The 21,518-nt window shown below is 72.1% G+C and carries 19 protein-coding genes; 11 read left to right on the plus strand and 8 right to left on the minus strand.

Annotated features, from left to right (window positions below; genetic code table 11):
- Positions 1–2: 2 nt before the first annotated feature.
- The 11 genes from TR50_RS03230 (at position 3) to TR50_RS03280 (ending at position 12,291) form a co-directional block, all read left to right on the plus strand.
- Positions 3–833 carry a TetR family transcriptional regulator gene (locus TR50_RS03230; protein ID WP_084699694.1) on the plus strand — a complete coding sequence of 277 codons (831 nt, stop codon included), beginning with the start codon at positions 3–5 and terminating at the stop codon, positions 831–833.
- 391 nt (positions 834–1,224) lie between these two features.
- On the plus strand, positions 1,225–2,571 hold the full coding sequence (gene ccrA, locus TR50_RS03235) for a crotonyl-CoA carboxylase/reductase (RefSeq protein ID WP_042413674.1): 1,347 nt from the start codon (positions 1,225–1,227) through the stop codon (positions 2,569–2,571).
- 18 nt (positions 2,572–2,589) lie between these two features.
- A complete protein-coding gene (locus TR50_RS03240; protein ID WP_042413677.1) occupies positions 2,590–4,635 on the plus strand; it encodes a protein meaA in 2,046 nt (681 codons plus the stop codon).
- Positions 4,632–5,594, plus strand: coding sequence for an HpcH/HpaI aldolase/citrate lyase family protein (locus TR50_RS03245; protein ID WP_042413680.1), 963 nt, complete (start codon positions 4,632–4,634; stop codon positions 5,592–5,594). The genes TR50_RS03240 and TR50_RS03245 overlap by 4 nt, the downstream gene beginning before the upstream one ends.
- 10 nt (positions 5,595–5,604) lie before the next feature.
- Positions 5,605–6,102 carry a MaoC family dehydratase gene (locus TR50_RS03250; RefSeq protein ID WP_042413683.1) on the plus strand — a complete coding sequence of 166 codons (498 nt, stop codon included), beginning with the start codon at positions 5,605–5,607 and terminating at the stop codon, positions 6,100–6,102.
- A gap of 80 nt (positions 6,103–6,182) precedes the next feature.
- Positions 6,183–7,391, plus strand: coding sequence for an acyl-CoA dehydrogenase family protein (locus TR50_RS03255; RefSeq protein WP_042413685.1), 1,209 nt, complete (start codon positions 6,183–6,185; stop codon positions 7,389–7,391).
- Between the two features lie 432 nt (positions 7,392–7,823).
- Positions 7,824–8,480 (plus strand): phosphatidylserine decarboxylase, encoded by a 657-nt coding sequence (locus tag TR50_RS03260; protein WP_042413687.1) that lies wholly within the window; start codon positions 7,824–7,826, stop codon positions 8,478–8,480.
- Positions 8,467–9,366, plus strand: coding sequence for a CDP-diacylglycerol--serine O-phosphatidyltransferase (gene pssA, locus TR50_RS03265; RefSeq protein WP_042413691.1), 900 nt, complete (start codon positions 8,467–8,469; stop codon positions 9,364–9,366). The genes TR50_RS03260 and pssA overlap by 14 nt, the downstream gene beginning before the upstream one ends.
- A 122-nt stretch (positions 9,367–9,488) precedes the next feature.
- The gene (locus TR50_RS03270; RefSeq protein WP_042413694.1) at positions 9,489–10,208 is read left to right on the plus strand and encodes a leucine-rich repeat domain-containing protein; all 720 of its coding nucleotides are present in this window, start codon (positions 9,489–9,491) and stop codon (positions 10,206–10,208) included.
- A gap of 77 nt (positions 10,209–10,285) precedes the next feature.
- Positions 10,286–10,915, plus strand: a complete 630-nt coding sequence (locus TR50_RS03275) for an ArsR/SmtB family transcription factor (protein WP_042413696.1) — start codon at positions 10,286–10,288, stop codon at positions 10,913–10,915.
- Positions 10,916–11,001: 86 nt separating this feature from the next.
- Positions 11,002–12,291 carry an MFS transporter gene (locus tag TR50_RS03280; protein WP_052440649.1) on the plus strand — a complete coding sequence of 430 codons (1,290 nt, stop codon included), beginning with the start codon at positions 11,002–11,004 and terminating at the stop codon, positions 12,289–12,291.
- Positions 12,292–12,340: 49 nt separating this feature from the next.
- Here TR50_RS03280 and TR50_RS03285 read toward each other — a convergent pair whose 3' ends face one another.
- The 8 genes from TR50_RS03285 to TR50_RS03320 form a co-directional block, all read right to left on the minus strand.
- Positions 12,341–12,835 carry a MarR family winged helix-turn-helix transcriptional regulator gene (locus tag TR50_RS03285; RefSeq protein ID WP_052440651.1) on the minus strand — a complete coding sequence of 165 codons (495 nt, stop codon included), beginning with the start codon at positions 12,833–12,835 and terminating at the stop codon, positions 12,341–12,343.
- 106 nt (positions 12,836–12,941) lie between these two features.
- Entirely contained in the window at positions 12,942–13,592 is a 651-nt protein-coding gene (locus TR50_RS03290) for an NAD(P)-dependent oxidoreductase (RefSeq protein WP_042414465.1), read from the minus strand.
- 96 nt (positions 13,593–13,688) lie between these two features.
- Entirely contained in the window at positions 13,689–14,093 is a 405-nt protein-coding gene (gene tsaA / locus TR50_RS03295) for a tRNA (N6-threonylcarbamoyladenosine(37)-N6)-methyltransferase TrmO (protein ID WP_042413699.1), read from the minus strand.
- 48 nt (positions 14,094–14,141) lie between these two features.
- Positions 14,142–14,492, minus strand: a complete 351-nt coding sequence (locus TR50_RS03300) for a 5-carboxymethyl-2-hydroxymuconate Delta-isomerase (RefSeq protein WP_042413704.1) — start codon at positions 14,490–14,492, stop codon at positions 14,142–14,144.
- Between the two features lie 125 nt (positions 14,493–14,617).
- Entirely contained in the window at positions 14,618–17,224 is a 2,607-nt protein-coding gene (locus TR50_RS03305) for a beta propeller repeat protein (protein WP_042414469.1), read from the minus strand.
- A 191-nt stretch (positions 17,225–17,415) separates the two neighbouring features.
- Complete coding sequence (locus TR50_RS03310; protein ID WP_084699696.1) at positions 17,416–18,708, minus strand: amidohydrolase family protein; 1,293 nt, start codon at positions 18,706–18,708, stop codon at positions 17,416–17,418.
- Positions 18,708–20,072 (minus strand): type I glutamate--ammonia ligase, encoded by a 1,365-nt coding sequence (locus TR50_RS03315; RefSeq protein WP_236654240.1) that lies wholly within the window; start codon positions 20,070–20,072, stop codon positions 18,708–18,710. The genes TR50_RS03310 and TR50_RS03315 overlap by 1 nt, the downstream gene beginning before the upstream one ends.
- A 92-nt stretch (positions 20,073–20,164) precedes the next feature.
- Positions 20,165–21,505 (minus strand): hypothetical protein, encoded by a 1,341-nt coding sequence (locus TR50_RS03320; protein WP_042413708.1) that lies wholly within the window; start codon positions 21,503–21,505, stop codon positions 20,165–20,167.
- Between the last annotated feature and the right edge of the window lie 13 nt (positions 21,506–21,518).

The following is a 21,518-nucleotide window of genomic DNA, read 5'->3' on the forward strand; positions in this document are numbered from 1 at the left end:
TCATGACCACGGAAGAGCAGCTGCTGGAGCAGGCGGGCCTGGACGGCGCCGCGAGCGACGCGGGGACGCCGGGTTCGAACGGCGGCCCCGGCCGCCGGGCGACGGCCCAGCGCCAGCTGATGCGCCAGGAGCTGGCCGCCGCGGCCATGGAGCTGTTCGCCTCCCAGGGCTACGAGGAGACGACGGTCGACCAGATCGCCGCGGCGGCGGGCGTGGCCCGGCGCACCTTCTTCCGGTACTTCCGGTCCAAGGAGGAGGCGATCTTCCCGGACCACGACGACACCCTGGTCCGGGTGGCCGACCTGCTGGCCAGCGCCGACCCGAGCGAGCATCCGCTGGACGTGGTCTGCCGGGGCATCAAGGAGGTGCTGCGGATGTACGCGGCGACCCCCTCGGTCTCGGTGGCCCGCTACCGGCTGATCCGCCAGGTGCCGACGCTGCGCGAGCGGGAGATCGCCGTGGTCGCCCGCTACGAGCGGCTGTTCACCCGCTACCTGCTCGGCCGGTTCGACACGGACCAGGGCGACGACGCGATGCTGGCCGAGGTCTCGGCGGCGGCCGTCGTCGCGGCCCACAACCACGTGCTGCGCCGCTGGCTGCGGGCCGGTGGCCGGGGTGAGGTGGAGGCCCAGCTGGACCACGCCTTCGAGGCGATCCGGCGGACCTTCTGGGGCGACCTGTCCACCCGTCGCGGCGACCGCCCGGCACTCCAGCTGGCACCCGGTGCCAGCAACGGCGGCGACTACGTCATCACCGTCGCCCGCACGGATGCGCCGCTGGACGAGGTGATGGCCGGCATCCGCGCCGCCCTGACCGGCCAGAACGAGGCGTAACCGCAGGTCACACCGGTCGCACACACATCACTGACAGGGGCCCCTCGCCACACCCGGCGAGGGGCCCCTGTGCCGTGTTGCAAGGTGATGTCACTCACGTGACACTGGATGCAATTGATGGCACGCAGTGTCTTTACGAGTGGCACAGGGTGCCAGTACGTTGTTACCCACTGGTCGCGGCGCCGCGGCTCCCCACCCGGCGCGCCTCGACCTACCGCCCGCGCGCCACCCCTGCGCAGGCCCCAGCTCGAACAGCTTCTGCACGACAGCACCAGCTTCAGCGACTGACGTAGCCGGCGTCCGCTCCCGGCGACCCAAAGCACCGAAGACAGCCCCCCGTCCCATTGACGCACCCTGCATCCCTCACGCAGGTACGCCGCCGGAGGCAGCCATGGCAGCCATCAAGGAAATCCTCGCCGCGATCCAGAACCCGGACACCACCGCCGCCGAATACGCGGCGCTGGAGCTCCCGGAGTCCTACCGCGCGATCACGCTCCACAAGGACGAGCAGGAGATGTTCGCCGGCCTGGAGAGCCGCGACAAGGACCCGCGCAAGTCCCTGCACCTGGACGAGATCGCCCTGCCGGAGCTCGGCCCCGGCGAGGCCCTGGTCGCCGTCATGGCCAGCGCGGTCAACTACAACACCGTGTGGAGCTCCATCTACGAGCCGGTCTCCACCTTCTCCTTCCTGGAGCGCTATGGCCGCCTCAGCCCCGAAGCCGCCCGCCACGACCAGCCGTTCCACGTCCTGGGCTCCGACCTGGCCGGTGTCGTGCTGCGGACCGGGCCGGGCGTGCACGCCTGGAAGCCCGGCGACCAGGTGGTCGCCCACTGTCTCAGCGTCGAGCTGGAGAGCGCCGACGGCCACAACGACACGATGCTGGACCCTGAGCAGCGCATCTGGGGCTTCGAGACCAACTACGGCGGCCTCGCCGAGATCGCGCTGGTCAAGTCCAACCAGCTGATGCCGAAGCCGAAGCACCTCACCTGGGAGGAGGCGGCGTCGCCGGGCCTGGTCAACTCCACCGCCTACCGCCAGCTGGTCTCCCGCAACGGCGCCGGCATGAAGCAGGGCGACAACGTGCTGATCTGGGGCGCCAGCGGCGGCCTCGGCTCCTACGCCACCCAGTACGCCCTGGCCGGCGGCGCCAACCCGATCTGCGTGGTCTCCAACGAGGCCAAGGCCAAGATCTGCGAGGCGATGGGCGCCGAGGCGATCATCGACCGCAGCGCCGAGGGCTACAAGTTCTGGAAGGACGAGAACAACCAGGACCCGCGCGAGTGGAAGCGCTTCGGCGGCAAGATCCGCGAGCTGACGGGCGGTGAGGACGTCGACATCGTCTTCGAGCACCCGGGCCGCGAGACCTTCGGCGCCTCGGTCTACGTCACGCGCAAGGGCGGCACGGTCGTCACCTGCGCCTCCACCTCCGGCTACATGCACCAGTACGACAACCGCTACCTGTGGATGTCGCTCAAGCGCATCGTCGGCTCGCACTTCGCCAACTACCGCGAGGCGTGGGAGGCCAACCGCCTGATCGCCAAGGGCAAGATCCACCCGACGCTGTCGAAGACCTACACCCTCGCCGAGACCGGTCAGGCGTCGCTGGACGTCCACCACAACAAGCACCAGGGCAAGGTCGGCGTCCTGTGCCTGGCGCCCGAGGAGGGCCTCGGCGTCACCGACCACGAGCTGCGCGCCAAGCACCTGACCGCCATCAACCGCTTCCGCGGCGAGTAGTAGCCGGAGCACACGAAGATGACCGTCCATCGGGACCGACCCTGGCTGATGCGGACCTACGCGGGGCACTCCTCCGCGGCCGCGTCGAACGAGCTGTACCGGAAGAACCTGGCGAAGGGTCAGACGGGCCTGTCCGTCGCCTTCGACCTGCCGACGCAGACCGGCTACAACCCCGACCACGTCCTCGCCCGCGGCGAGGTCGGGCGGGTCGGTGTCCCGGTCAGCCACGTGGGCGACATGCGGACCCTCTTCGAGGGCATCCCGCTGGAGCGCACCAACACCTCGATGACCATCAACGCCACGGCCATGTGGCTGCTGGCGATGTACCAGGTGGTCGCCGAGGAGCAGGGCGCGGACATCGCCAAGCTGACCGGGACCACCCAGAACGACATCATCAAGGAGTACCTCTCACGCGGGACGCACGTCTTCCCGCCCGGGCCCTCCATCCGGCTGACCACCGACATGATCGCGTACACGGTCGCCAACATCCCCAAGTGGAACCCGATCAACATCTGCAGCTACCACCTGCAGGAGGCCGGGGCCACGCCGGTGCAGGAGTTGGCCTTCGCGATGTGCACGGCCATCGCCGTGCTCGACGCGGTGCGCGACAGCGGCCAGGTCAAGCCGAACCAGATGGGCGAGGTCGTCGGCCGGATCTCCTTCTTCGTCAACGCGGGCGTCCGTTTCGTCGAGGAGATGTGCAAGCTGCGGGCCTTCTCGCAGCTGTGGGAGAAGCTGACGCTGGAGCGGTACGGGGTCACCGACCCCAAGCAGCGGCGCTTCCGCTACGGCGTCCAGGTCAACTCCCTGGGCCTCACCGAGGCGCAGCCGGAGAACAACGTCCAGCGCATCGTGCTGGAGATGCTCGCGGTGACGCTGTCGAAGGACGCGCGGGCGCGGGCCGTGCAGCTGCCGGCCTGGAACGAGGCGCTGGGCCTGCCCCGGCCCTGGGACCAGCAGTGGTCGCTGCGGATCCAGCAGGTGCTCGCCTTCGAGTCGGACCTGCTGGAGTACGGGGACCTGTTCACCGGCAGCGTGGTCGTCGAGGGCAAGGTCGCCGAACTGATCGCGGGCGCCGAGGCGGAGATCGCCAAGGTGCAGGAGATGGGCGGGGCCGTGGCCGCCGTCGAGTCCGGCTACCTCAAGGCCGCGCTGGTGGCCTCGCACGCCGAGCGCCGCGGCCGGATCGAGTCGGGCGAGGACAAGGTCGTCGGCGTCAACTGCTACGAGACCACCGAGCCGAGCCCGCTGACGGCCGACCTCGACACCGCGATCATGGTCGTGGACGGGAACGCCGAGCGCGCCGTCAGCGACGCGTTCGCCCAGTGGGTCGCGGACCGCGACGAGGCCGCCGCGCAGGAGGCCCTGGCCGAGCTCAAGGCGCAGGCCGCGGGCGACGCCAACCTGATGACCGCCACGCTGGCCTGCGTCCGCGCGGGCGTCACCACGGGCGAGTGGGCCCAGGCGCTGCGCGACGTGTTCGGCGAGTACCGCGCGCCCACGGGCGTCGGCGGCGCGCCGATCACCGGCGTGATCGACCCGGAGACCGGCTCAGAGCTCCTGACGGTGCGCGAGGCGGTCGCCCGTACGGCCGAGGAGCTGGGCAGCGGCAAGCTGAGGCTGCTGGTCGGCAAGCCCGGCCTGGACGGCCACTCCAACGGCGCCGAGCAGATCGCCGTGCGCGCCCGCGACGCCGGCTTCGAGGTCGTCTACCAGGGCATCCGGCTGACGCCGGAGCAGATCACGGCGGCGGCCATCGCCGAGGACGTGCACTGCGTCGGCCTGTCGATCCTCTCCGGCGCCCACGCCGAGCTGGTCCCGGACGTCCTGCGGCGGCTGCGGCGCGCGGGGGTCGAAGACGTGCCGGTCGTGGTCGGCGGGATCATCCCCGCCGCGGACGAGCAGGCCCTGCTTGCCCAGGGCGTGGCGGCGGTGTTCACTCCGAAGGACTTCGGGATCACCGCGATCATCGGCCGTATCGTCGACGAGATCCGTCTGGCCCACGGCCTGGACCCGATCTTCACCACCCAGAAGACTCAGAAGGAAGAGACCCTCGCCTCATGAGCAACGTCAACCGTCTCCGGCCGCGCCGCTCCTGCCTGGCGGTGCCGGGCTCCAACCCGCGCTTCCTGGAGAAGGCCCAGGGCCTGCCCGCCGACCAGGTCTTCCTGGACCTGGAGGACGCCTGCGCGCCGCTGGCCAAGGAGGGCGCCCGCCACACCATCGTCGAGTTCCTGAACAACGGCGACTGGACCGGCAAGACCCGCGTGGTGCGCGTCAACGACTGGACCACGCACTGGACCTACCGTGACGTCGTCACCGTCGTCGAGGGCGCGGGCCAGAACCTGGACTGCATCATGCTGCCCAAGGTCCAGGACGCCCAGCAGATCGTCGCGCTGGACCTGCTGCTGACGCAGATCGAGAAGACCATGGGCTTCGAGGTCGGCAGGATCGGCATCGAGGCGCAGATCGAGAACGCGCGTGGTCTGATCAACGTCGACGAGATCGCCCAGGCGAGCCCGCGCCTGGAGACCATCATCTTCGGCCCGGCCGACTTCATGGCCTCCATCAACATGAAGTCCCTGGTCGTCGGCGAGCAGCCGCCCGGCTACCCGGCGGACGCCTACCACTACATCCTGATGCGCATCCTGATGGCCGCCCGCGCCAACGACCTGCAGGCCATCGACGGCCCCTACCTGCAGATCAAGAACGTCGACGGCTACCGCGAGGTCGCCGGCCGCTCCGCCGCGCTGGGCTTCGACGGCAAGTGGGTGCTGCACCCGGGCCAGGTCGACGCCGCCAACGAGGTCTACTCCCCCTCCCAGGAGGACTACGACCACGCCGAGCTGATCCTGGACGCCTACGACTGGTGCACCTCCGAGGCGGGCGGCAAGAAGGGCTCCGCGATGCTCGGCGACGAGATGATCGACGAGGCCAGCCGCAAGATGGCCCTGGTCATCGCGGGCAAGGGCCGGGCCGCCGGCATGCAGCGCACCACCAAGTTCGAGATCCCTGAGAGCTGAGGCCCGCGAGATGCAGTTCGGACGCACCTACGAGGAGTTCGAGGTCGGCGCGGTCTACAAGCACTGGCCCGGAAAGACCGTCACCGAGTACGACGACCACCTCTTCTGCCTGCTGACCATGAACCACCACCCGCTGCACATGGACGCGAACTACGCGACCACCACCGTGCAGGGCAAGAACGTCGTGGTCGGCAACTACATCTACTCGCTGCTGCTCGGCATGTCCGTCCCGGACGTCTCCGGCAAGGCGATCGCCAACCTGGAGATCGAGTCGCTCAAGCACGTGGCGCCGACCTTCCACGGCGACACGATCTACGGCGAGACGACGGTCCTCGACAAGAACATGACCTCGAAGCCCGACCGCGGCATCGTCTACGTCGAGACCAAGGGCTACAAGCAGGACGGCACCCTGGTCTGCGTCTTCCGCCGCAAGGTCATGGTCCCGACCGAGACGTACATCAAGGAGCGCGGGGGCGAGCAGCCCGGCCGCCCGGAACTCCAGGACTGACCCTCCCCCACAGTGCTCGGGCGCTCCACGGTGTATGCCACGCCCGTGGGGCGCCCGGACAGAAGAGAAGGACACGACCCATGGGACGCCTCGCCCAGACCGAAGGTCTCACCGAGATCCAGCAGGACATCCTCAGCACCGTTCGGAGCTTTGTCGACAAGGAGATCATCCCGGTCGCCACCGAGCTGGAGCACCGCGACGAGTACCCCACCGACATCGTCGAGGGCATGAAGGAGATGGGCCTGTTCGGGCTCATGATCCCGGAGGAGTACGGCGGTCTCGGCGAGTCGCTGCTCACCTACGCGCTGGTGGTCGAGGAGATCGCGCGTGGCTGGATGTCCGTCTCCGGCATCGTGAACACGCACTTCATCGTGGCCTACATGATCAACGCCCACGGCACGCAGGAGCAGAAGGACTACTTCCTGCCGCGCATGGCCACCGGCGAGATCCGCGGCGCCTTCTCCATGTCCGAGCCCGGTCTCGGCTCGGACGTCTCCGCCATCTCCACCAAGGCGGTCAAGGACGAGAGCGGCGAGTTCTACGTCATCAACGGCCAGAAGATGTGGCTGACCAACGGCGGCTCGTCCACCGTCATCGCCTGCCTGGTCAAGACGGACGAAGGCCACGCCTCGCCGTACAAGAACCTCACCACCTTCCTGATCGAGAAGACGCCGGGCTTCGGTCCGAACGAGACCGTCCCGGGCCTGACCGTCCCCGGCAAGATCGAGAAGATGGGTTACAAGGGCGTCGACACCACCGAACTGGTGCTCCAGGACGTCAAGATGCCCGCCGACCGGATCCTGGGCGGCGTTCCGGGCCGCGGCTTCTACCAGATGATGGACGGCGTCGAGGTCGGCCGCGTCAACGTCGCCGCGCGCGGCTGCGGCGTCGCGCACCGCGCGTTCGAGCTGGGCATCCGCTACGCGCAGCAGCGGCAGACCTTCGGCAAGAAGATCGCCGAGCACCAGGCCATCCAGTTCAAGCTGGCCGAGATGGCGACCAAGGTCGAGGCCGCGCACCAGATGATGGTGATGGCCGCGCGCAAGAAGGATTCCGGCCAGCGCAACGATCTCGAGGCCGGCATGGCCAAGTACCTGGCCTCCGAGTACTGCAAGGAGGTCGTCGAGGACTCCTTCCGGATCCACGGCGGCTACGGCTTCTCCAAGGAGTACGAGATCGAGCGCCTCTACCGCGAGGCCCCGATGCTGCTGATCGGTGAAGGTACTGCGGAGATCCAGAAGATGATCGTGGGTCGCCGCCTGCTCGAGGAGTACAAGCTCGCGGAGTAGTCGACTCCGTAAACAGCCGCTCCACAGCCGCCCGACATCCGGGCGGCGGCCGGGGCGGCGACCGGACTTGCCGGGAGCGCAGGCTGGGGAGCATGGCGCACTTCGGCACCCCGGGGGCGTGGATCGAATGGTCCACGCCCCCGTTTTCCTTTTATTTCCCTGCCCGGGCCGCCGCGCCCGGGGATCCCGGATCTGAGGGGTTTGTCACCGTTCGCCTACAACCCTTGGACCTGGCCACTCAAGCGGCTTACCGTGGCGTAGCAAAGAGAAAGCCGAGAGAAACGCGGGAGCACCCCACTAGGGTTCCCGGAGCTTGCTTCGGCACCACCCGCTGCCGATAGCATCCCCTCGGACGGCCAACTGCCATCCAGGCCAAAGCCGTCCCCGAACCCCTCGACACCGCGACCTTGTCGGTCGCGACAAAGGTCTTCGATGCCCCTTCGTCCGTCCCTTCCGACCGACGCCCCCCGGCCGCGCGTGACCCTGGCCCGCGGAGCGTCCCCCTGGCTCGTCCCGACCGTGCTCACGGCCGCCGCGTGCACCGCCCTCACCCGGCGCAACGGCAGATGGGCTCTGGCGGCGGTACCGGCCTCCGCGCTGAGCGCGGGCATGCTCTGGTTCTTCCGCGACCCCGAGCGCGAGCTCGGCGCCGGCCGGGTGATCTCCCCGGCCGACGGCGTGGTCCAGAGCATCGACGCCTGGCCGGACGGCCGCACCCGCGTGGCGATCTTCATGAGCCCGCTCAACGTGCATGTCAACCGCGCCCCGCTGGACGGCGTGGTGCGCTCCGTCGAGCACGTCCCCGGCGGCTACGTGCCTGCGTTCAACAAGGACAGCGACCGCAACGAGCGCGTCGTCTGGCACTTCGACACCGAGCTCGGCGACATCGAGATGGTGCAGATCGCGGGCGCGGTGGCCCGCCGCATCGTCCCCTACGTCACCAGCGGCACCAAGGTCGGGCGGGGTGAGCGGGTCGGCCTGATCCGCTTCGGCTCGCGCGTGGACACCTACCTCCCCGCGGGCGTCGAGCCCGGCGTCGAGGTGGGACAGAAGACGACGGCAGGGGTGACTCGCCTTGACCGTGACTGACCCTGAGCGGTACGAGCAGGCGTACGCCGAGCAGGACGACCAGGACGACGAGGAGCAGGAGCGCGTCGCGCGCCGGCTGCGCTGGGCCCGCGACCGCGAGCTGCGCCGCCCGCTGTCGCCGCAGCACCTCTCCACGGCCGACCTGTTCACGCTGGGCAACGCCGTCTGCGGCTTCCTGGCGATCTACTGCACCACGACGGGCGTCCTCATCCCGCACCTCACCGGTGTGGCGACGAGCGGCGACCGCCGCAGCGCGGCGGCCGCCGTCACGCTGCTGCTGATCGGCTCCATGTGCGACCTGTTCGACGGGCTGGTGGCGCGCAAGCTGCGCTCGTCCGCGCTGGGCGCCGAGCTGGACAACCTGGCGGACCTGATCAGCTTCGGCATCGCGCCGGCCTACTTCGTCGTGGTCTGGGGCATGACCGCCGGCGGCGCGCACCAGCGCGTCAGCGCGGGCATCGCCATCATGGTGCTGCTGGCCGTCGTGCTGCGGCTGGCCCGCTTCTCCTGCACGGCCGCCCGTCCGGGCGTCTTCCAGGGCATGCCCTCGCCGATGGGCGCGCTGACGGTGATCTCGATCGTGCTGCTGAACCCGCAGTTCGTGCTGGGCGCGGTCGGCATCGTCGCCGTCTCGGCGCTGATGGTCAGCCAGGTCGAGTACCCGAAGCCGCAGGGCAAGCTGGCCACGGCCACGCTGGTGTGGATCGTCGTCTCCATGGGCTGCCTCGCGGCCTGGGCGACGGGCCTGCCGGGCGGCGCGACCCTGCTGCAGATCGGCGCCTCGCTCCAGGTCACCCTGGCGCTGATGGCCCCGCTCATGGTCATCCGCCGCAAGGTCGGCGACGTCCGCGCCAAGCGCGCGGAGGCGCGCAGCGCGACGCACTGAGCGTTTCGTCCAGCGTTTCGTCCAAGGAGGGCGCCCGACCGTACCGCGGTCGGGCGCCCTCCTTGTCTTGTGTGGGGCGTCTTGTGTGGGGCGTCTTGTGTGGGGCGGGTCGGGAGGACGGGATGGAACGCGTGATCAGCCTGTGGCGGCAGCCGCTCGGCGAGGTCCCGGAGGAGGTGTGGGCGGACCCCGAGGTGGAGGTGCTGATCCTGGCCGAGACCGGGATCAGCCGGGTGTCGCCGCGCCTCGGGGCGCTGCGGCGGCTGCAGGTGCTGGACCTGGGGCACAACGACCTGGCCTCCGTGCCCGAGGAGCTGGGGGAGCTCACCGGGCTGTCCGACTGCCTCTACCTGCACGACAACCGGCTGACCGCGCTGCCGGAGTCGCTGGGCCGGCTCACCGCGCTGCGGTACCTCAACGTCGGCGGGAACCCGCTCGGCGCGCTGCCGGCCTCGGTCGGCACGATGGCCGGGCTGGTGGAGCTGCGGGCGCAGGGCTGCGGGCTGACGGCGCTCCCGGACGCGGTCGGCAGGTTGGCGCGGCTGCGGGAGCTGCACCTGCGCGGCAACGCGCTGACCACGCTGCCGGACTCCTTCCGCGCGCTGCACGAGCTGCGGGTGCTGGAGCTGCGGGACAACCGCCTGACGGAAGTGCCGGAGGCACTGCGGGGGCTTCCGCGCCTGCGCCATCTCGACCTGCGGGGCAGCCGCCTCACCGCCCTGCCGGGGTGGATCGCCGAGCTGCCCGCCCTGGAGAAGCTCGACCTGCGCTGGACCGGGGCGCAGCCCGCTCCCGAGCTGCTGACCGGCCTTGAGGCGCGGGGCTGCTTCGTCCTGGGCTGAGACCGGGCGGGAGGTATCGAAAGACTTCTTTCGAAAGAAGTCTTTCCATAGCTGCGCCGACTCGCTACGCTCATCCCATGAGCCGCTCCGAGCCGAACCCTCCCCTCCGGTCCGTCCGCGATCCGCGGAGCCTGCGGGCCCTGGCGCACCCCGCGCGGATCGCGCTGCTGGAGGCGCTCGCGCTGCACGGGACACTCACCGCGACGGAGGCCGCCGAGATCATCGGCGGAAACGCCTCGAACGCCTCGTACCACCTGCGGACGCTCGGCTCGCACGGCTACGTCGCCCAGGCCGAGGGCGGCGTGGGCCGCGAACGGCCCTGGCGGCTGGGCGCAGCCGGGATGAGCATCGACGAGAACGACGAGGACCCGAACGTCGCCGAGGCGGCGCGCGCCCTCTCCGACGTGTTCAGCGAGCGCTGGGCCGAACGGCGCCGCCGGTACCACGTGGCGCGCGACCAGTACCCCGAGGCTGTCCGCCGGGCGGCCGGCGAGGGGCAGGCGCTGCTCTTCGTCACCCCCGAGGAGATGACGCAGGTCAAGGACGAGATCGTCGCCATCCTGCTGCGCTACCAGGACCGGGTCGAGGATCCGGCCGCCAGGCCGGAGGGCACGGTGCCGTTCGAGGTCGTGGTCTCGAACGTCCCGTTCGCCCTCGAGCCCGAGCCCGCCCCGGAGCCCGCCCCGAAGCGCGCCCCGGAGGACTGAGCACCGTCGCACGTCGAGCACCAGCCCCGCTCTGCGCCGAGGGGCTACCTGTCATGCCCATGATGATCTACCCGAGAGGACCACCCGTGCGCACCCTGCTCGCGCAACCCCGCATGCGCCTGTACTTCCTCGGCAACACCCTCAGCACCATCGGCGACTACGCCCTCTGGCTCGCCTCCGGCGTCTGGGTGAAGGAGCTCACCGGGTCGACCGCCCAGGCGGGCCTGTGCATGCTCAGCCTGATCCTGGGCACCCTGCTCTCCCCCGTCACCGGCTACGTCGTGGACAGGACGCGCCGCAAGCCGCTGCTGCTGGCGACCAACGCCGTCACCGGCCTGCTCGTGCTCGCCCTCACCCAGGTGCACGGTCCCGGCGACGTGTGGCTGATATACGCCGTCATGTTCGTCAACGGTCTGGCCGTCTCGCTCACCGACTCCGCGATGACGGCCCTGCTGCCGACCATGGTGGAGCCGGAGCAACTCGGCGCCGCCAACGGGCTGTCCCAGGCGCTGACGCAGGGCCAGCGGCTGATCACGCCCGCGCTCGGGATCGGTCTGCTGTCCGCCTTCGGCGGCGGCGCGGTCGCGGCGATCGACGCCGCCTCCTTCGCGGCGGGGATGCTCTGCTGGGCGTTCGTCAAGGTCGACGACCCGCGCCCGGAGCCCAGCGGCGTCAGCCCCTGGCAGGAGACCACCGCCGGCTTCCGCTTCCTGCTGCGGACCCCGTCGCTTCGGCAGCTCAGCACGACGCTCTTCGTCGGACTGTTCGTGGCGGGCATGTTCGAGACCCTGGGCTTCGCGGTGGCGACCGTCGGCCTGCACCACACCCCGGCGTGGATGGGCGTGCTGGTGACCGTGATGGGCGTCTCCGGCATCCTCGGCGGGCTGCTGATCGGCTCGCTGATCAAGCCTCTCGGGCCCGGCCGGCTGACCGCCCTCGGCCTCGCGCTCTGCGGCGCCGGAGCGCTCGCCTTCGCGGCGCCGGTGACGGCGGTCGTGCTGGTCGGCGCGCTGTGCATGGGCTTCGCACTGCCGTGCATCATCGTCGGCTCCATGACGGCGGTTCAGCTCGCCACCCCCAAGGAGCTGCTGGGCCGCGTGTCCGGCGCGGACATCTTCCTGACCACCACCGGCCAGGCCCTGGGGATGGCGGCCGGATCGGCGCTGATCACCGCGGTCTTCTACCGCGACATCGCCTACGCCGCCGCCGGCCTGCTCGCCGTCAGCGCCCTGTACCTGGTCACCCGCCGCGAGCAGCGCCTGGCGCCGCCCACGGCGGCGGAGCCCACGGCCGAGCACGCGGCCCAGCATGCGGCCGAGCCCGCGGCCCAGCCGGTCACCCTCGACGCACCGCTCCCGGCCGACGGCCGCGTCTGACCGACGGCCGGGGCTGACCACACCACTGGGGCCGACCACATCGCACGGCTCAGCCCAGCGGGGGCAGCGCCTCCTGGGCGTGCCTGCCGAGCTCGTCGAGGCCAGCGATGGTCGCGGCGAGCTGCTCCGGCTTCAGCACCTGGAAGACGTGCTCGTCGATCGCGGCGGCGTGCCGCCGCGCCGCCTCGGCGAGCTTGCGCTCGCCGAGCGGCGTGACGGTGACGACCTGGATGCGGCGGTCCGTCCTGGAGCGCTCGCGCAGCACCAGCCCGGCCTCGACCATCCGGTCCACCAGGCGGGTCGCCCCGCCGCTGGTGAGCACGGCGTCGCGGGACAGGTCCCCCATGGTCGCGCCCTCGGGAGCGGCCGCGAGCCGGAGCAGCACCTCGAACATCGCGTGGGAGATGCCGCTCTCGCGTTCCATCGCCGCCCCGAGCAAGCGCTCCAACCGTGCGGCTGCCGTCAGCAGAACCCCGAACGCCTGGACGCGTTCGTCGGCGACGGCGTCGGCGGCGGTATGGATGCTGATGCTGGCAGCGGTCATCATGCGGCTCCTTCCCCAGGGGATCGTGCAAACGTTACCGCCCGTTCGCCGCCGACTACCCTCCGGGGCGACTCCGAGCCGACCCGGGCTCGACTCCGGCAGTCGACTACCGGCCGACGGTGAACCGGCGGCCGAGGTGCGCGGGCCGCTCGATCTCGTCGACGAGGGCGACGGCGTAGTCCTCGGTGCTGATGCGGCTCTCACCGTCGGCGTCGACGACGAGCTGCTCGGTTCCCGTCCGGTACGCGCCGGTGCGCTCGCCGTGCTGGATGAGCGCGGCCGGGCTGAGCACGGTCCAGGTGACGTCGTCGACGGTGTTGTAGTACGCCTGCGCGTCGCCGTGGGCGTGCATGATCTGCAGCAGCCAGTCCGGCAGGCCGGGCGCGTCCCAGACCCTCACGCCCGGCGCGGTCTCGAGGCTCCCGGCCCCGCCGACCGCGATCAGACGCGGAGCGCCCGCGCCCAGCCCGCGCAGGCCCTGGACCAGCGACTGCGCGGCGGGCTCGATGAGCGCGGCGTGCCCGGGGCCGTCACCGCCGCCGACGGCGCTGACGAGCACGTCCTGCCCGGCTGCGATCTCCGCCACGGACGCGGGGTCGAGCGCGTCACCGGCGAGGACGGCGGCCACGCCGTCCACCGCACTGTAGGCGGCGGGATCACGTACGACGGCGGTGACTTCGTGACCCCGGGAAAGGGCCTCGGCGACGACCCGGGACCCGATGGCACCCTTGGCTCCGAGAACGGCGATCTTGGCCATGAGCTGCGCCTCCATGTCATGAGCGGCGGATTCTCCGCGCTTCCGCCTCTCACAACATCTGACTACTCAGATAAATTCCGAGCTCGACCGACACCCTCAGCGGTCCCTGGTGAGCAGCGGCTTGACGTCCAGGATCGGCGTCCTGTCGATCGCCTCGAGGTTGCGGACATGGACCCGCGTGCCGTCGACGGCGAGGATGTGGACGTCGTGCAGACCGATCGGGTTGGGCCGGTCGGGCGCCCGAGTGGCGAAGACACCGGTGAGCGGCCTCGCGGCGTCCCCGCGCGGGCGCACGGTCAGCGTGTCGCGGTCCGCGCGGTCGAGCCAGGTCAGCAGCAGCACGTCCATGCCCGGCGCCAGCCCGTCCACGGCGGCGGCGTACGCGTCGTCGAAGACCAGCCAGGCGTCGGGCGCCCCCTCATCGGGCTGCCGGGGCGCCCCCGAACGGTCGGTCAGGACGGACTCGACATGCCCGACCGGGCGCAGCTCGTATGCGGTCAAGGGTCGGCTTCTCCTTCCGTGTGCGGCCCTCGGGGTGCCTGCGGACCGCTACCCGCGGGCCGGGTGGACGGAGCGGTACGTGGCTCGGTCGAGTTCGGTGATCTCGACCGCCAGTGAGGCGGGCACGGTCACATGGGCCTGGAGCAGGGCGAGGACGCGGGCGGACAGGTCGGCGCGGAGGTCGGCGCTGCGGCCGGAGAGGAGCTTGATCTCCAGCAGGACCACGAGGTGCCCGTCGGAGCCGTCGCCGACGAAGGATTCCGGAGCCGGGCGGAACACGGTCTTGCACTCGGAGATCCTGGCGTCGATCACCTCGGCGATCAGCGGGTGCAGTTCCTTGGCGAAAGCCCGGCGGTCGAAGGCGAGTTCGGCGGAGTGGTCGACGAGGATCTGCGGCACGGGGGGCCTCCCGGGGCAGGCGACAGGGTGCTTCGACGCTACCGGAAACGACGGCGCCCCCGTCCGCGAACAGCGGACGGGGGCGCCGTACGGAGGCGCACCGGAGTGCGCCGGGGGCGGGAGCCTCAGCCGCGCCCGAGGTCGCGCAGGTCGATCGCGTAGACGCCGCGCCCGTGGGTGGCCGCGTAGACGCGGCCGTCGGGGCCGAGCAGGATCTGGTCGACCGAGACCGCCGGGAGTTGGGCGATCGCGCGCCACTGGGTGCGACCCGGGGCGCGGTAGACCGCGCCGAGGTCGGTGCCCACGAGCAGGCCGCCGGCCGGGGTCAGCGCGATGGAGTCGACCGGGACGTCCGGCAGGTTCGCGGAGACGTCCGTCCAGGTCGCGCCCGAGTCGTGGGTCTCGAAGACGTGCCCGATCCCGGCGCCCGGGCCCTCGTTCCAGTCACGGGAGAACCCGCTGAAGGTCAGGTAGGCGTGCGAGCTGTCCGCCGGGTCGACGGCGATGTCGCTGATGTAGCGGTTCGGCAGGTTCGCCGGCAGGGAGAGCTGCTGCCAGCCCGTGCCGTCCGCGTTGCCGACCGCCACGCCGTGGGTGAAGCCCTGGCTGTTGCACGGGCCGCACCACGCCGCGTAGACCTTGCCGCCGGAGGAGGCGACCGCTGTCGCGACGTGACCGGCGCCCAGGTCGAACGCGCTGGTCCAGGCCGAGGAGGAGCGGATCGCGAAGCCCTGGTTCTGCACCCAGACGTGCTGGCCGCCGGCGACCCACAGGTCGGGGTTCTTCAAGTCCGCGCTGAACGGCGCGATGAAGCGCGCCGCGGAGGTGGCGTTGTCCGGCGGCGGGACGTCGTACGTGGTCGGCGCGCCCAGGCCGTTGTTGGCCGCGCAGTCCTGGGTGACGTTGATCTCCAGGTACACGTACTCCTGGGCCTCGTTACAGCCGTTCGTCGGGTCGACCAGCGTCATGCCGCCGTCGCCGCCGAAGTTGGAGCCCATCACCGTGTCGACGGCCCGGGAGCCGTAACCCCGCAGCACCGACTGGCCGTTGTCCTGCAGACCGCCGGTGACGACCACGCCCTTGCCCGCCGGGTCGGCGCCGACGCCGACCGAGTAGAACTGCAGGGTGTCGATCGTGCCGTCGTTCAGCGAGGTCCAGTCGGTGGCGTGACCGAGGGAGTCGGCCTGGCCGTCCACCGGACGCCGGTACAGGCCGCCGTCGTTGGCGGCGACGACGTAGCTCTGGCCGTTCATGCTGCCGATGGCCAGACCGTGCTGGTCCGGGTGGGTGGTCTGCGGGCAGGTGCCGCTCTGCGCGTTCGGGTCCAGGCTCCAGCAGGCCAGCGGGAAGTTCCAGTACGGGCCGGGCGTGGTCCAGGTCGTCCCGCCGTCCTTGGTCTCGAAGACCTCCTCCAGGCCCGCGTAGACGTGGTCGTGGTCCTTCGGGTCCACGATCAGCGACTCGTCGTACCAGGACTGGTTGCCGGGGCTGCCCAGCACCGAGCCGGACCCCGCCAGCGAGGACGCGTCGGCGATCTTGGTCCACTGCCCGAACGGCGAGCCGGACTTGGAGACGTAGATGCCGCCGAACCCGGCGCCCGCGTTCAGCGAGTCCGGGGACTGAGTGATCGCGTAGTAGCGCTGGTGGTCCGCGGAGGCCGCGAAGGTGACCGCGCCGACGTCGCCCGCGCCCGTCGGCAGGTCCCCGAGCCCGGAGGTGACGAGCTGCCAGGTGCCGCCGGTGTTGCTGTAGTAGCCGTTGGAGTCGGAGCCGTTGGGGAGCGCGCCCGAACGCCAGCCGACCGCCGCCAGCACATGGCCGGGGTCGGCCGGGTCGAACGCGACGTCGCTGACGATGTTCTCGTAGGCGGCGTTGGGGTCGGCCGCCAGCGGGTGGCCCGGCAGGTAGTCGGGGTTCGGCGCGAACTGGAGCTTCCACGGCCCGCGCAGGTTCGTGACCGAGTGCGACCACAGGCCCTCGGTGGTGGCGGCCCAGATCGTGTCGCCCGAGATGCGCAGCTCGTGGATGCTGGTGCTCTGGAGCTCGTCGCCGCCGACGCGGTCACGCGGGGAGAAGCGCCCGTGGGAGGGGTCGGTCAGCAGGTAGACGCCGCTGCCGAGGTAGGCGTCCGCGTTGGTCGTCGCCTCGCCGGTGCCGAGCCAGAGGCGGCCCTTGCCGTCGAGGGTCAGGGCGCCGGTGGCCTGGGCGGGCAGCTGGTCGCTGATGGACTGCCAGTGGCCGCCGCCGGTCGTGGAGCGCCACACGCCGCCGCCCGCCGAGCCCGCGTACACGTCGCCGTGGGAGTCGGCGACGACCGCCGCGGCCCGGCCGGTCACCAGGCCCATGCCGGCCGTGGAGTTGGAGTTGTAGTCGCGGTAGCGCGGGTCGTCCGAGTTGTACGGGAGCTTGGTGACCTGGCTCCAGTCGCCGCCGGTGCGCGGCAGGTTCTGCATCGCCGCCCAGGCGGCGCCGTAGGCGCCCGGTTGGACGACGCCGGGGGAGTTGCGCTCCTCGGCGCGCTGGTCGGCGCCCTCGGAGATCTCGTCCGACTCCTCCCCGCCGTCGCCGTCGCCGCCGGTGCTCACCTGGGCGTGCACACCGCCGCTCAGGGGGTGGACGTGGTGCACCGGCATGCCGATCGCCGGAGTCGTGGCCGCCGCCAAGGCGCCTGCTGCGGCGGTGGCGGTGGCGAGCAGGGCGAGGTGCCTGCGGCCGTGGTGCGGGATCCTCAACGGGTCCTCCCCGGAAGTGTGGGTGTCCACCGGTTCGTTGCGCTGTGCACGGCCCAGCGATACAGGCCGCAGCGACTCGACCACACTGAGGGGGGTGGCAGCTACGGGGAGGAACGACGGGTTATCCAACCGTTATCGAGGCGGAAGTGATTCAGAGTCAATTCTGATGCGTATCGGGGTTTCAGGGGGTTTCAGGGGAGCCTGTAGAGCCGACGGGCGTTCCCGCCGGCGACGAGCGCCGCGATCCGGGCCGCCTCCGCCTCCGCCGGCACCGCCTCGCCGAGCCAGGCGTCGAGCGCGTCGGCGAAGGCCGCGACGCCCACCAGGTAGAGCTCCGGCAGCCCGTAGGCGTCGGTGGAGAACAACAGCTTGTGGAACGGCGCGAGTTCGAGCGTCTCGGCGAGGACGCGCCGGGCCCCGGCGCCGACATGGGTGAGCGTCAGGCCGAGGTCGCAGTAGACGTGCGGGAACGCCTGGGCGAGCCAGGCGGCCTGGCGGTGGTAGGGCCAGCCGTGCAGCAGCACCAAGGGCGTTCCGTACGGCTCGGCGGCCCGGATGAAGCCGGTCAGCAGCGACGGGTCGCTGCGGTGCAGCACCAGGTCCGGATCGCCGAAACCGGTGTGCAGTTGCAGCGGCAGGCCCAGCTCCAGCGCCTCCCACAGCAGATGCCGCAGCAGCACGGGGTGCGCCAACCGGTCGCTGCCGGACGCCAGATGGAGCGCGGCAGCGTTGGCGACCTCGGCGGGAGCGGGCCGTCTCGGCTCGAAGTCCAGCCCGCACCGGTACGCCACGACCGACTTGAGCCCGACCGCCCGCGCGGCCGCGCTCCGCAGCGCGTCGCCGACGATCGCGGCCCACTCGTGCGCACCCGTGCCGGGCGACACCGCCTGCTCGGCGACGTACTCGATCCGCACGACCTCGTGCACGTCCGCCTGCGCCACGCCGCCGAGCTCCTCGGGGGACAGCAGCGGCACCCCGGCGGCCTGCGTGAGTCCGGTGTCCACCAGGCAGGCGCCGAGCCCCGCCGCCCGCAGCAGCACCCGCGTCGCCTCGGCGACCCCGAGCTCCCGCCTGCGCTCCAGATACGCCTCGGCGGGCGCGAACGGCGGCAGTCCGAGCTCCGGCGCGCACCACCGGCGCACCGCCAGCCCCACGGCGGAGTCCCACGGCGACGCTCCCAGGGCGGGCGGCCGGTCCGACTCGGTCAGCAGCGAGGCGAACCTGCCGGCGGCGAGCTCGCTCCCGACGACGCTGTGGCAGTGCTGATCGACCAGCCGCGGCTGCCCCGGCAGTCCCGGCAGCTCCGGCCGGTCCCGATGCGGGACGGCCGCCGCACCGGAACGCGCCCCGCCCGACTCAGCCCCGTTCGACTCGGCCCCGCCCGCGACACCCGACGAGGCCCGCTGACCCGCACCCTCCGCCGGGACGGGAGCGCCCGGGGTCGGCGAGACGGGTGGGTCAGCCGCCACCGTCGGCTCGCCCATCAGTAGCGCCACTTCGTCGCGGCGACGACAGCCTCCGGGGGCATTTCGCCGTAGGCCGCGCTCTCGGCGGCGCGGACGGCGGCGACGGCCTCGAACAGGACGTCACCGAGGGCGTCGCGCAGGACCGCGGAGGCGCGGAAGGCCGTCAGGGTCTCGTCGAGGGTCGTGGGCAGGCGGGCGGGCCTGCGCTCCGGCGGCAGCAGGGCCGGGTCGCCCTGGACCGGCTCGGGCAGCGTCGCCCCCGCGGTCAGGCCCGCCAGGCCCGCCGCGATGACGCCGCCCACCGCGAGGTACGGGTTGGCGGCCAGGTCGAAGCACTTGACCTCGACGTTGGCCTGCTCGTCCCCGCCCTGGACCAGCCGCAGCGCGGCCTCGCGGTTCTCCACACCCCAGCACTGGAAGCAGCCGGCCCAGCGCGAGGGAACCAGCCGCAGGTAGCTCGCGGGGCTGGGCGCGCCGAGCGCCAGCAGCGCGGGCAGCTCCCGCAGCACGCCGGCCAGGAACGCCGCGCCGTCACCGGACGGCTGCTCCCCGCCGCTGAGCAGGTTGCGGCCGTCACGCCAGGCACTGAGATGCAGATGGCCGCCGTTGCCCACGCCGCCGGGCTGGAACGCCGGGGCGAACGAGGCGCGCAGTCCGTGCTGCGCGGAGACCCCGCGGATCGTGGTCCGCACCAGCACCGCGTCGTCCGCCGCGCCGAGCGGGTCCTTCGCCGCCACCGAGACCTCGAACTGCCCTGGCGAGTACTCGGGGTGGAGCTGCTGCACGGTCAGCCCCGCCGCCTCCAGCGCCAGCAGCACGTCGCGCAGGTAGTCGGAGCAGTCGGTGATCCGGTGCAGGCCGTAGGCGGGGCCGTCGGTCGGGTAGCCGCCGTCCTCGGCGCGCTGGACGATCCACTCCGTCTCGAACGCGGCCCGGAGGGCGATCCCGCGCTCGGCGGCGCGCTCGACCGCCCGCGCGGCGAAGCGGCGCTGGCAGGCGGGGTGCGGCAGGCCGTCCTGCTGGTACCGGTCGGCGGGCACGAAGGCCCAGCCGGGCTGGGCCGCCAGCGGCACGGCGCGGTCCAGCGCCGGGAAGAGCCGCAGATCGCCGTCCGGGCCGCCGAGATAGCGGCTGGTGGTGGTCGCGTCGTCGAACAGGAAGACGTCGAAGACCGGCGACATGCCGACGCCCTCCACCGCGGCCTCGGGCAGCCGCCGCAGCGGGACGCCCTTGACTCGGGCGACGCCCGCGTTGTCCACCCAGGTGAACGCGAGCGCGACGACCCCCTCGTCGCTGAGCCGCGCGGCCGTCAGCCGCGCCTCGGCGCGGGCCTCCTCTGGCGACTGGTCCTGCGCCTCGGACGCTCGCGGCGTCTCCGGCACGCGCGACGCTCCGCCCTGGTCCACCGTCGGCCCCTCTCCGGATCGCTCCCGGCCGCTCCCGAGTCGCGACCCGATCATCGTCAGGCGAGTCGTCAGGCGCCGCCGTCGTGGACGCTGAACGCGCTGCGCCGGGCAGCCCTCGCCACTCCAGGATCGGGGTGCGCGGACGCCACGGCCGCCAGGACATGCCCGGCGCGCGGGTGACCCACCTGGCGCGCGAGAGCGAAGAGGCGCCCGGGATCGCCGTCGGCCGCCCCCTGCACGTGACGCACCAGCATCCCGGTGTCGCCGTGCTCCAGCACCGCCGCGCCCGTGTCGACCCAGAGCCAGGCCGCGTCCTGCTTGTCCAGCACGTCCGCCGGCAGCACGCCCTCGTCGCTGTGCTCGGCCAGCCACAGCAGCGCGTACGGGCGCAGCATCGGCTCGTCCACGGCGTGCCGCACGGACGGCTCGGCCGGCTGTCCCGCGACGCGCAGCGCCTCGAAGGCGAGGCCGCGCAGCAGGGCGTCCTCCCCGCGGGCCACGTCCAGCAGGTCGGCCACGGCGCGGTCCACCTGACGCGCCGCCAGCCAGGCCCGGTACTCGGCGCGGGCCGGCCCCGGCGAGTAGCCGGCGCAGGCGGCCAGCAGCTCGTAGGCGGACTGCTCGATGTGCCCGGCGGCGGTCTGCGCGACGGTGCAGATCTCCTCCAGCTTGGCCCGGACCGCCCAGTGGCCGAGCGGGGTCAGCTCGAAGCTGTCCTCGGCGGCCGGCTGGCCGGTTCTGCGGACCACGGCCCCGACGGCTCTGAAGCCGTCCAGCATCCACCGCAGCACGGCCACGATCTCGCCCTGCGACGGCGGTTGGGCCGCGTCCCCGTCCCGCGCGTCGGCGCGGACCGCGGAGACGGCGAGGGCGGCGTGGGGCACGGGCGTCGCGGCGGTCGGGTGCAGGCCGGCGTGCCACTGCTCCTCCAGGCCCCGGCGCAGCAGCTCCAGCAGCTCGGTCTCGGCGACCGGCGCGTCCACCAGGTGCAGGAACGAGAGCAGTTGCGGCGCATGGTCCACGGCCTGCCCGGCGAGCCGGGTCAGCGACCGGTCCGGCACGGAGACCAGCAGCGTCCAGGCGTCGAAGAGGGCGGCCCAGCCGCGCAGCACCGCCTCGTCGTCGTGGGCCCACGCGTGCAGCCGCCAGCCCGGTCCGGCCCCCGCGCCGCGCAGTTCGACCAGCCCGGTCAGCCGCGCCCGCTCCCAGGCCGCGAGGGCCTGGTCGACGGTCAGGTCCAGCGCGGTCGCCGCGTCCGCGGCGTCGGTCGGCAGCAGGTCCCCGCGCCGGTCCACGGCCGCGAGTTCGCCCGCCCAGCGGGCGACGCGCACCGCGTCGGCGAGCAGGCGCCGCGCCGGCGGCGCGAGACTGCCCGGTCCGGGCAGATCAGCCGGCGGCGTCCGGCGCACCTGCCCCTTCGGG

It is taken from the genome of Streptacidiphilus anmyonensis (assembly GCF_000787855.1).
In the GTDB taxonomy this organism is placed as follows: Bacteria; Actinomycetota; Actinomycetes; order Streptomycetales; family Streptomycetaceae; genus Streptacidiphilus; species Streptacidiphilus anmyonensis.

Excerpts from the sequence above, each read along its gene's own strand:
- TR50_RS03255 (WP_042413685.1), top strand. The coding sequence starts at position 6,183 with ATGGGACGCCTCGCCCAGACCGAAGGTCTCACCGAGATCCAGCAGGAC.
- TR50_RS03310 (WP_084699696.1), bottom strand. The coding sequence starts at position 18,708 with ATGGGCGAGCCGACGGTGGCGGCTGACCCACCCGTCTCGCCGACCCCG.
- TR50_RS03285 (WP_052440651.1), bottom strand. The coding sequence starts at position 12,835 with ATGACCGCTGCCAGCATCAGCATCCATACCGCCGCCGACGCCGTCGCC.
- TR50_RS03290 (WP_042414465.1), bottom strand. The coding sequence starts at position 13,592 with ATGGCCAAGATCGCCGTTCTCGGAGCCAAGGGTGCCATCGGGTCCCGG.
- ccrA (WP_042413674.1), top strand. The coding sequence starts at position 1,225 with ATGGCAGCCATCAAGGAAATCCTCGCCGCGATCCAGAACCCGGACACC.
- TR50_RS03245 (WP_042413680.1), top strand. The coding sequence starts at position 4,632 with ATGAGCAACGTCAACCGTCTCCGGCCGCGCCGCTCCTGCCTGGCGGTG.
- TR50_RS03230 (WP_084699694.1), top strand. The coding sequence starts at position 3 with ATGACCACGGAAGAGCAGCTGCTGGAGCAGGCGGGCCTGGACGGCGCC.
- TR50_RS03270 (WP_042413694.1), top strand. The coding sequence starts at position 9,489 with ATGGAACGCGTGATCAGCCTGTGGCGGCAGCCGCTCGGCGAGGTCCCG.
- TR50_RS03240 (WP_042413677.1), top strand. The coding sequence starts at position 2,590 with ATGACCGTCCATCGGGACCGACCCTGGCTGATGCGGACCTACGCGGGG.
- TR50_RS03260 (WP_042413687.1), top strand. The coding sequence starts at position 7,824 with ATGCCCCTTCGTCCGTCCCTTCCGACCGACGCCCCCCGGCCGCGCGTG.
- TR50_RS03250 (WP_042413683.1), top strand. The coding sequence starts at position 5,605 with ATGCAGTTCGGACGCACCTACGAGGAGTTCGAGGTCGGCGCGGTCTAC.
- TR50_RS03275 (WP_042413696.1), top strand. The coding sequence starts at position 10,286 with ATGAGCCGCTCCGAGCCGAACCCTCCCCTCCGGTCCGTCCGCGATCCG.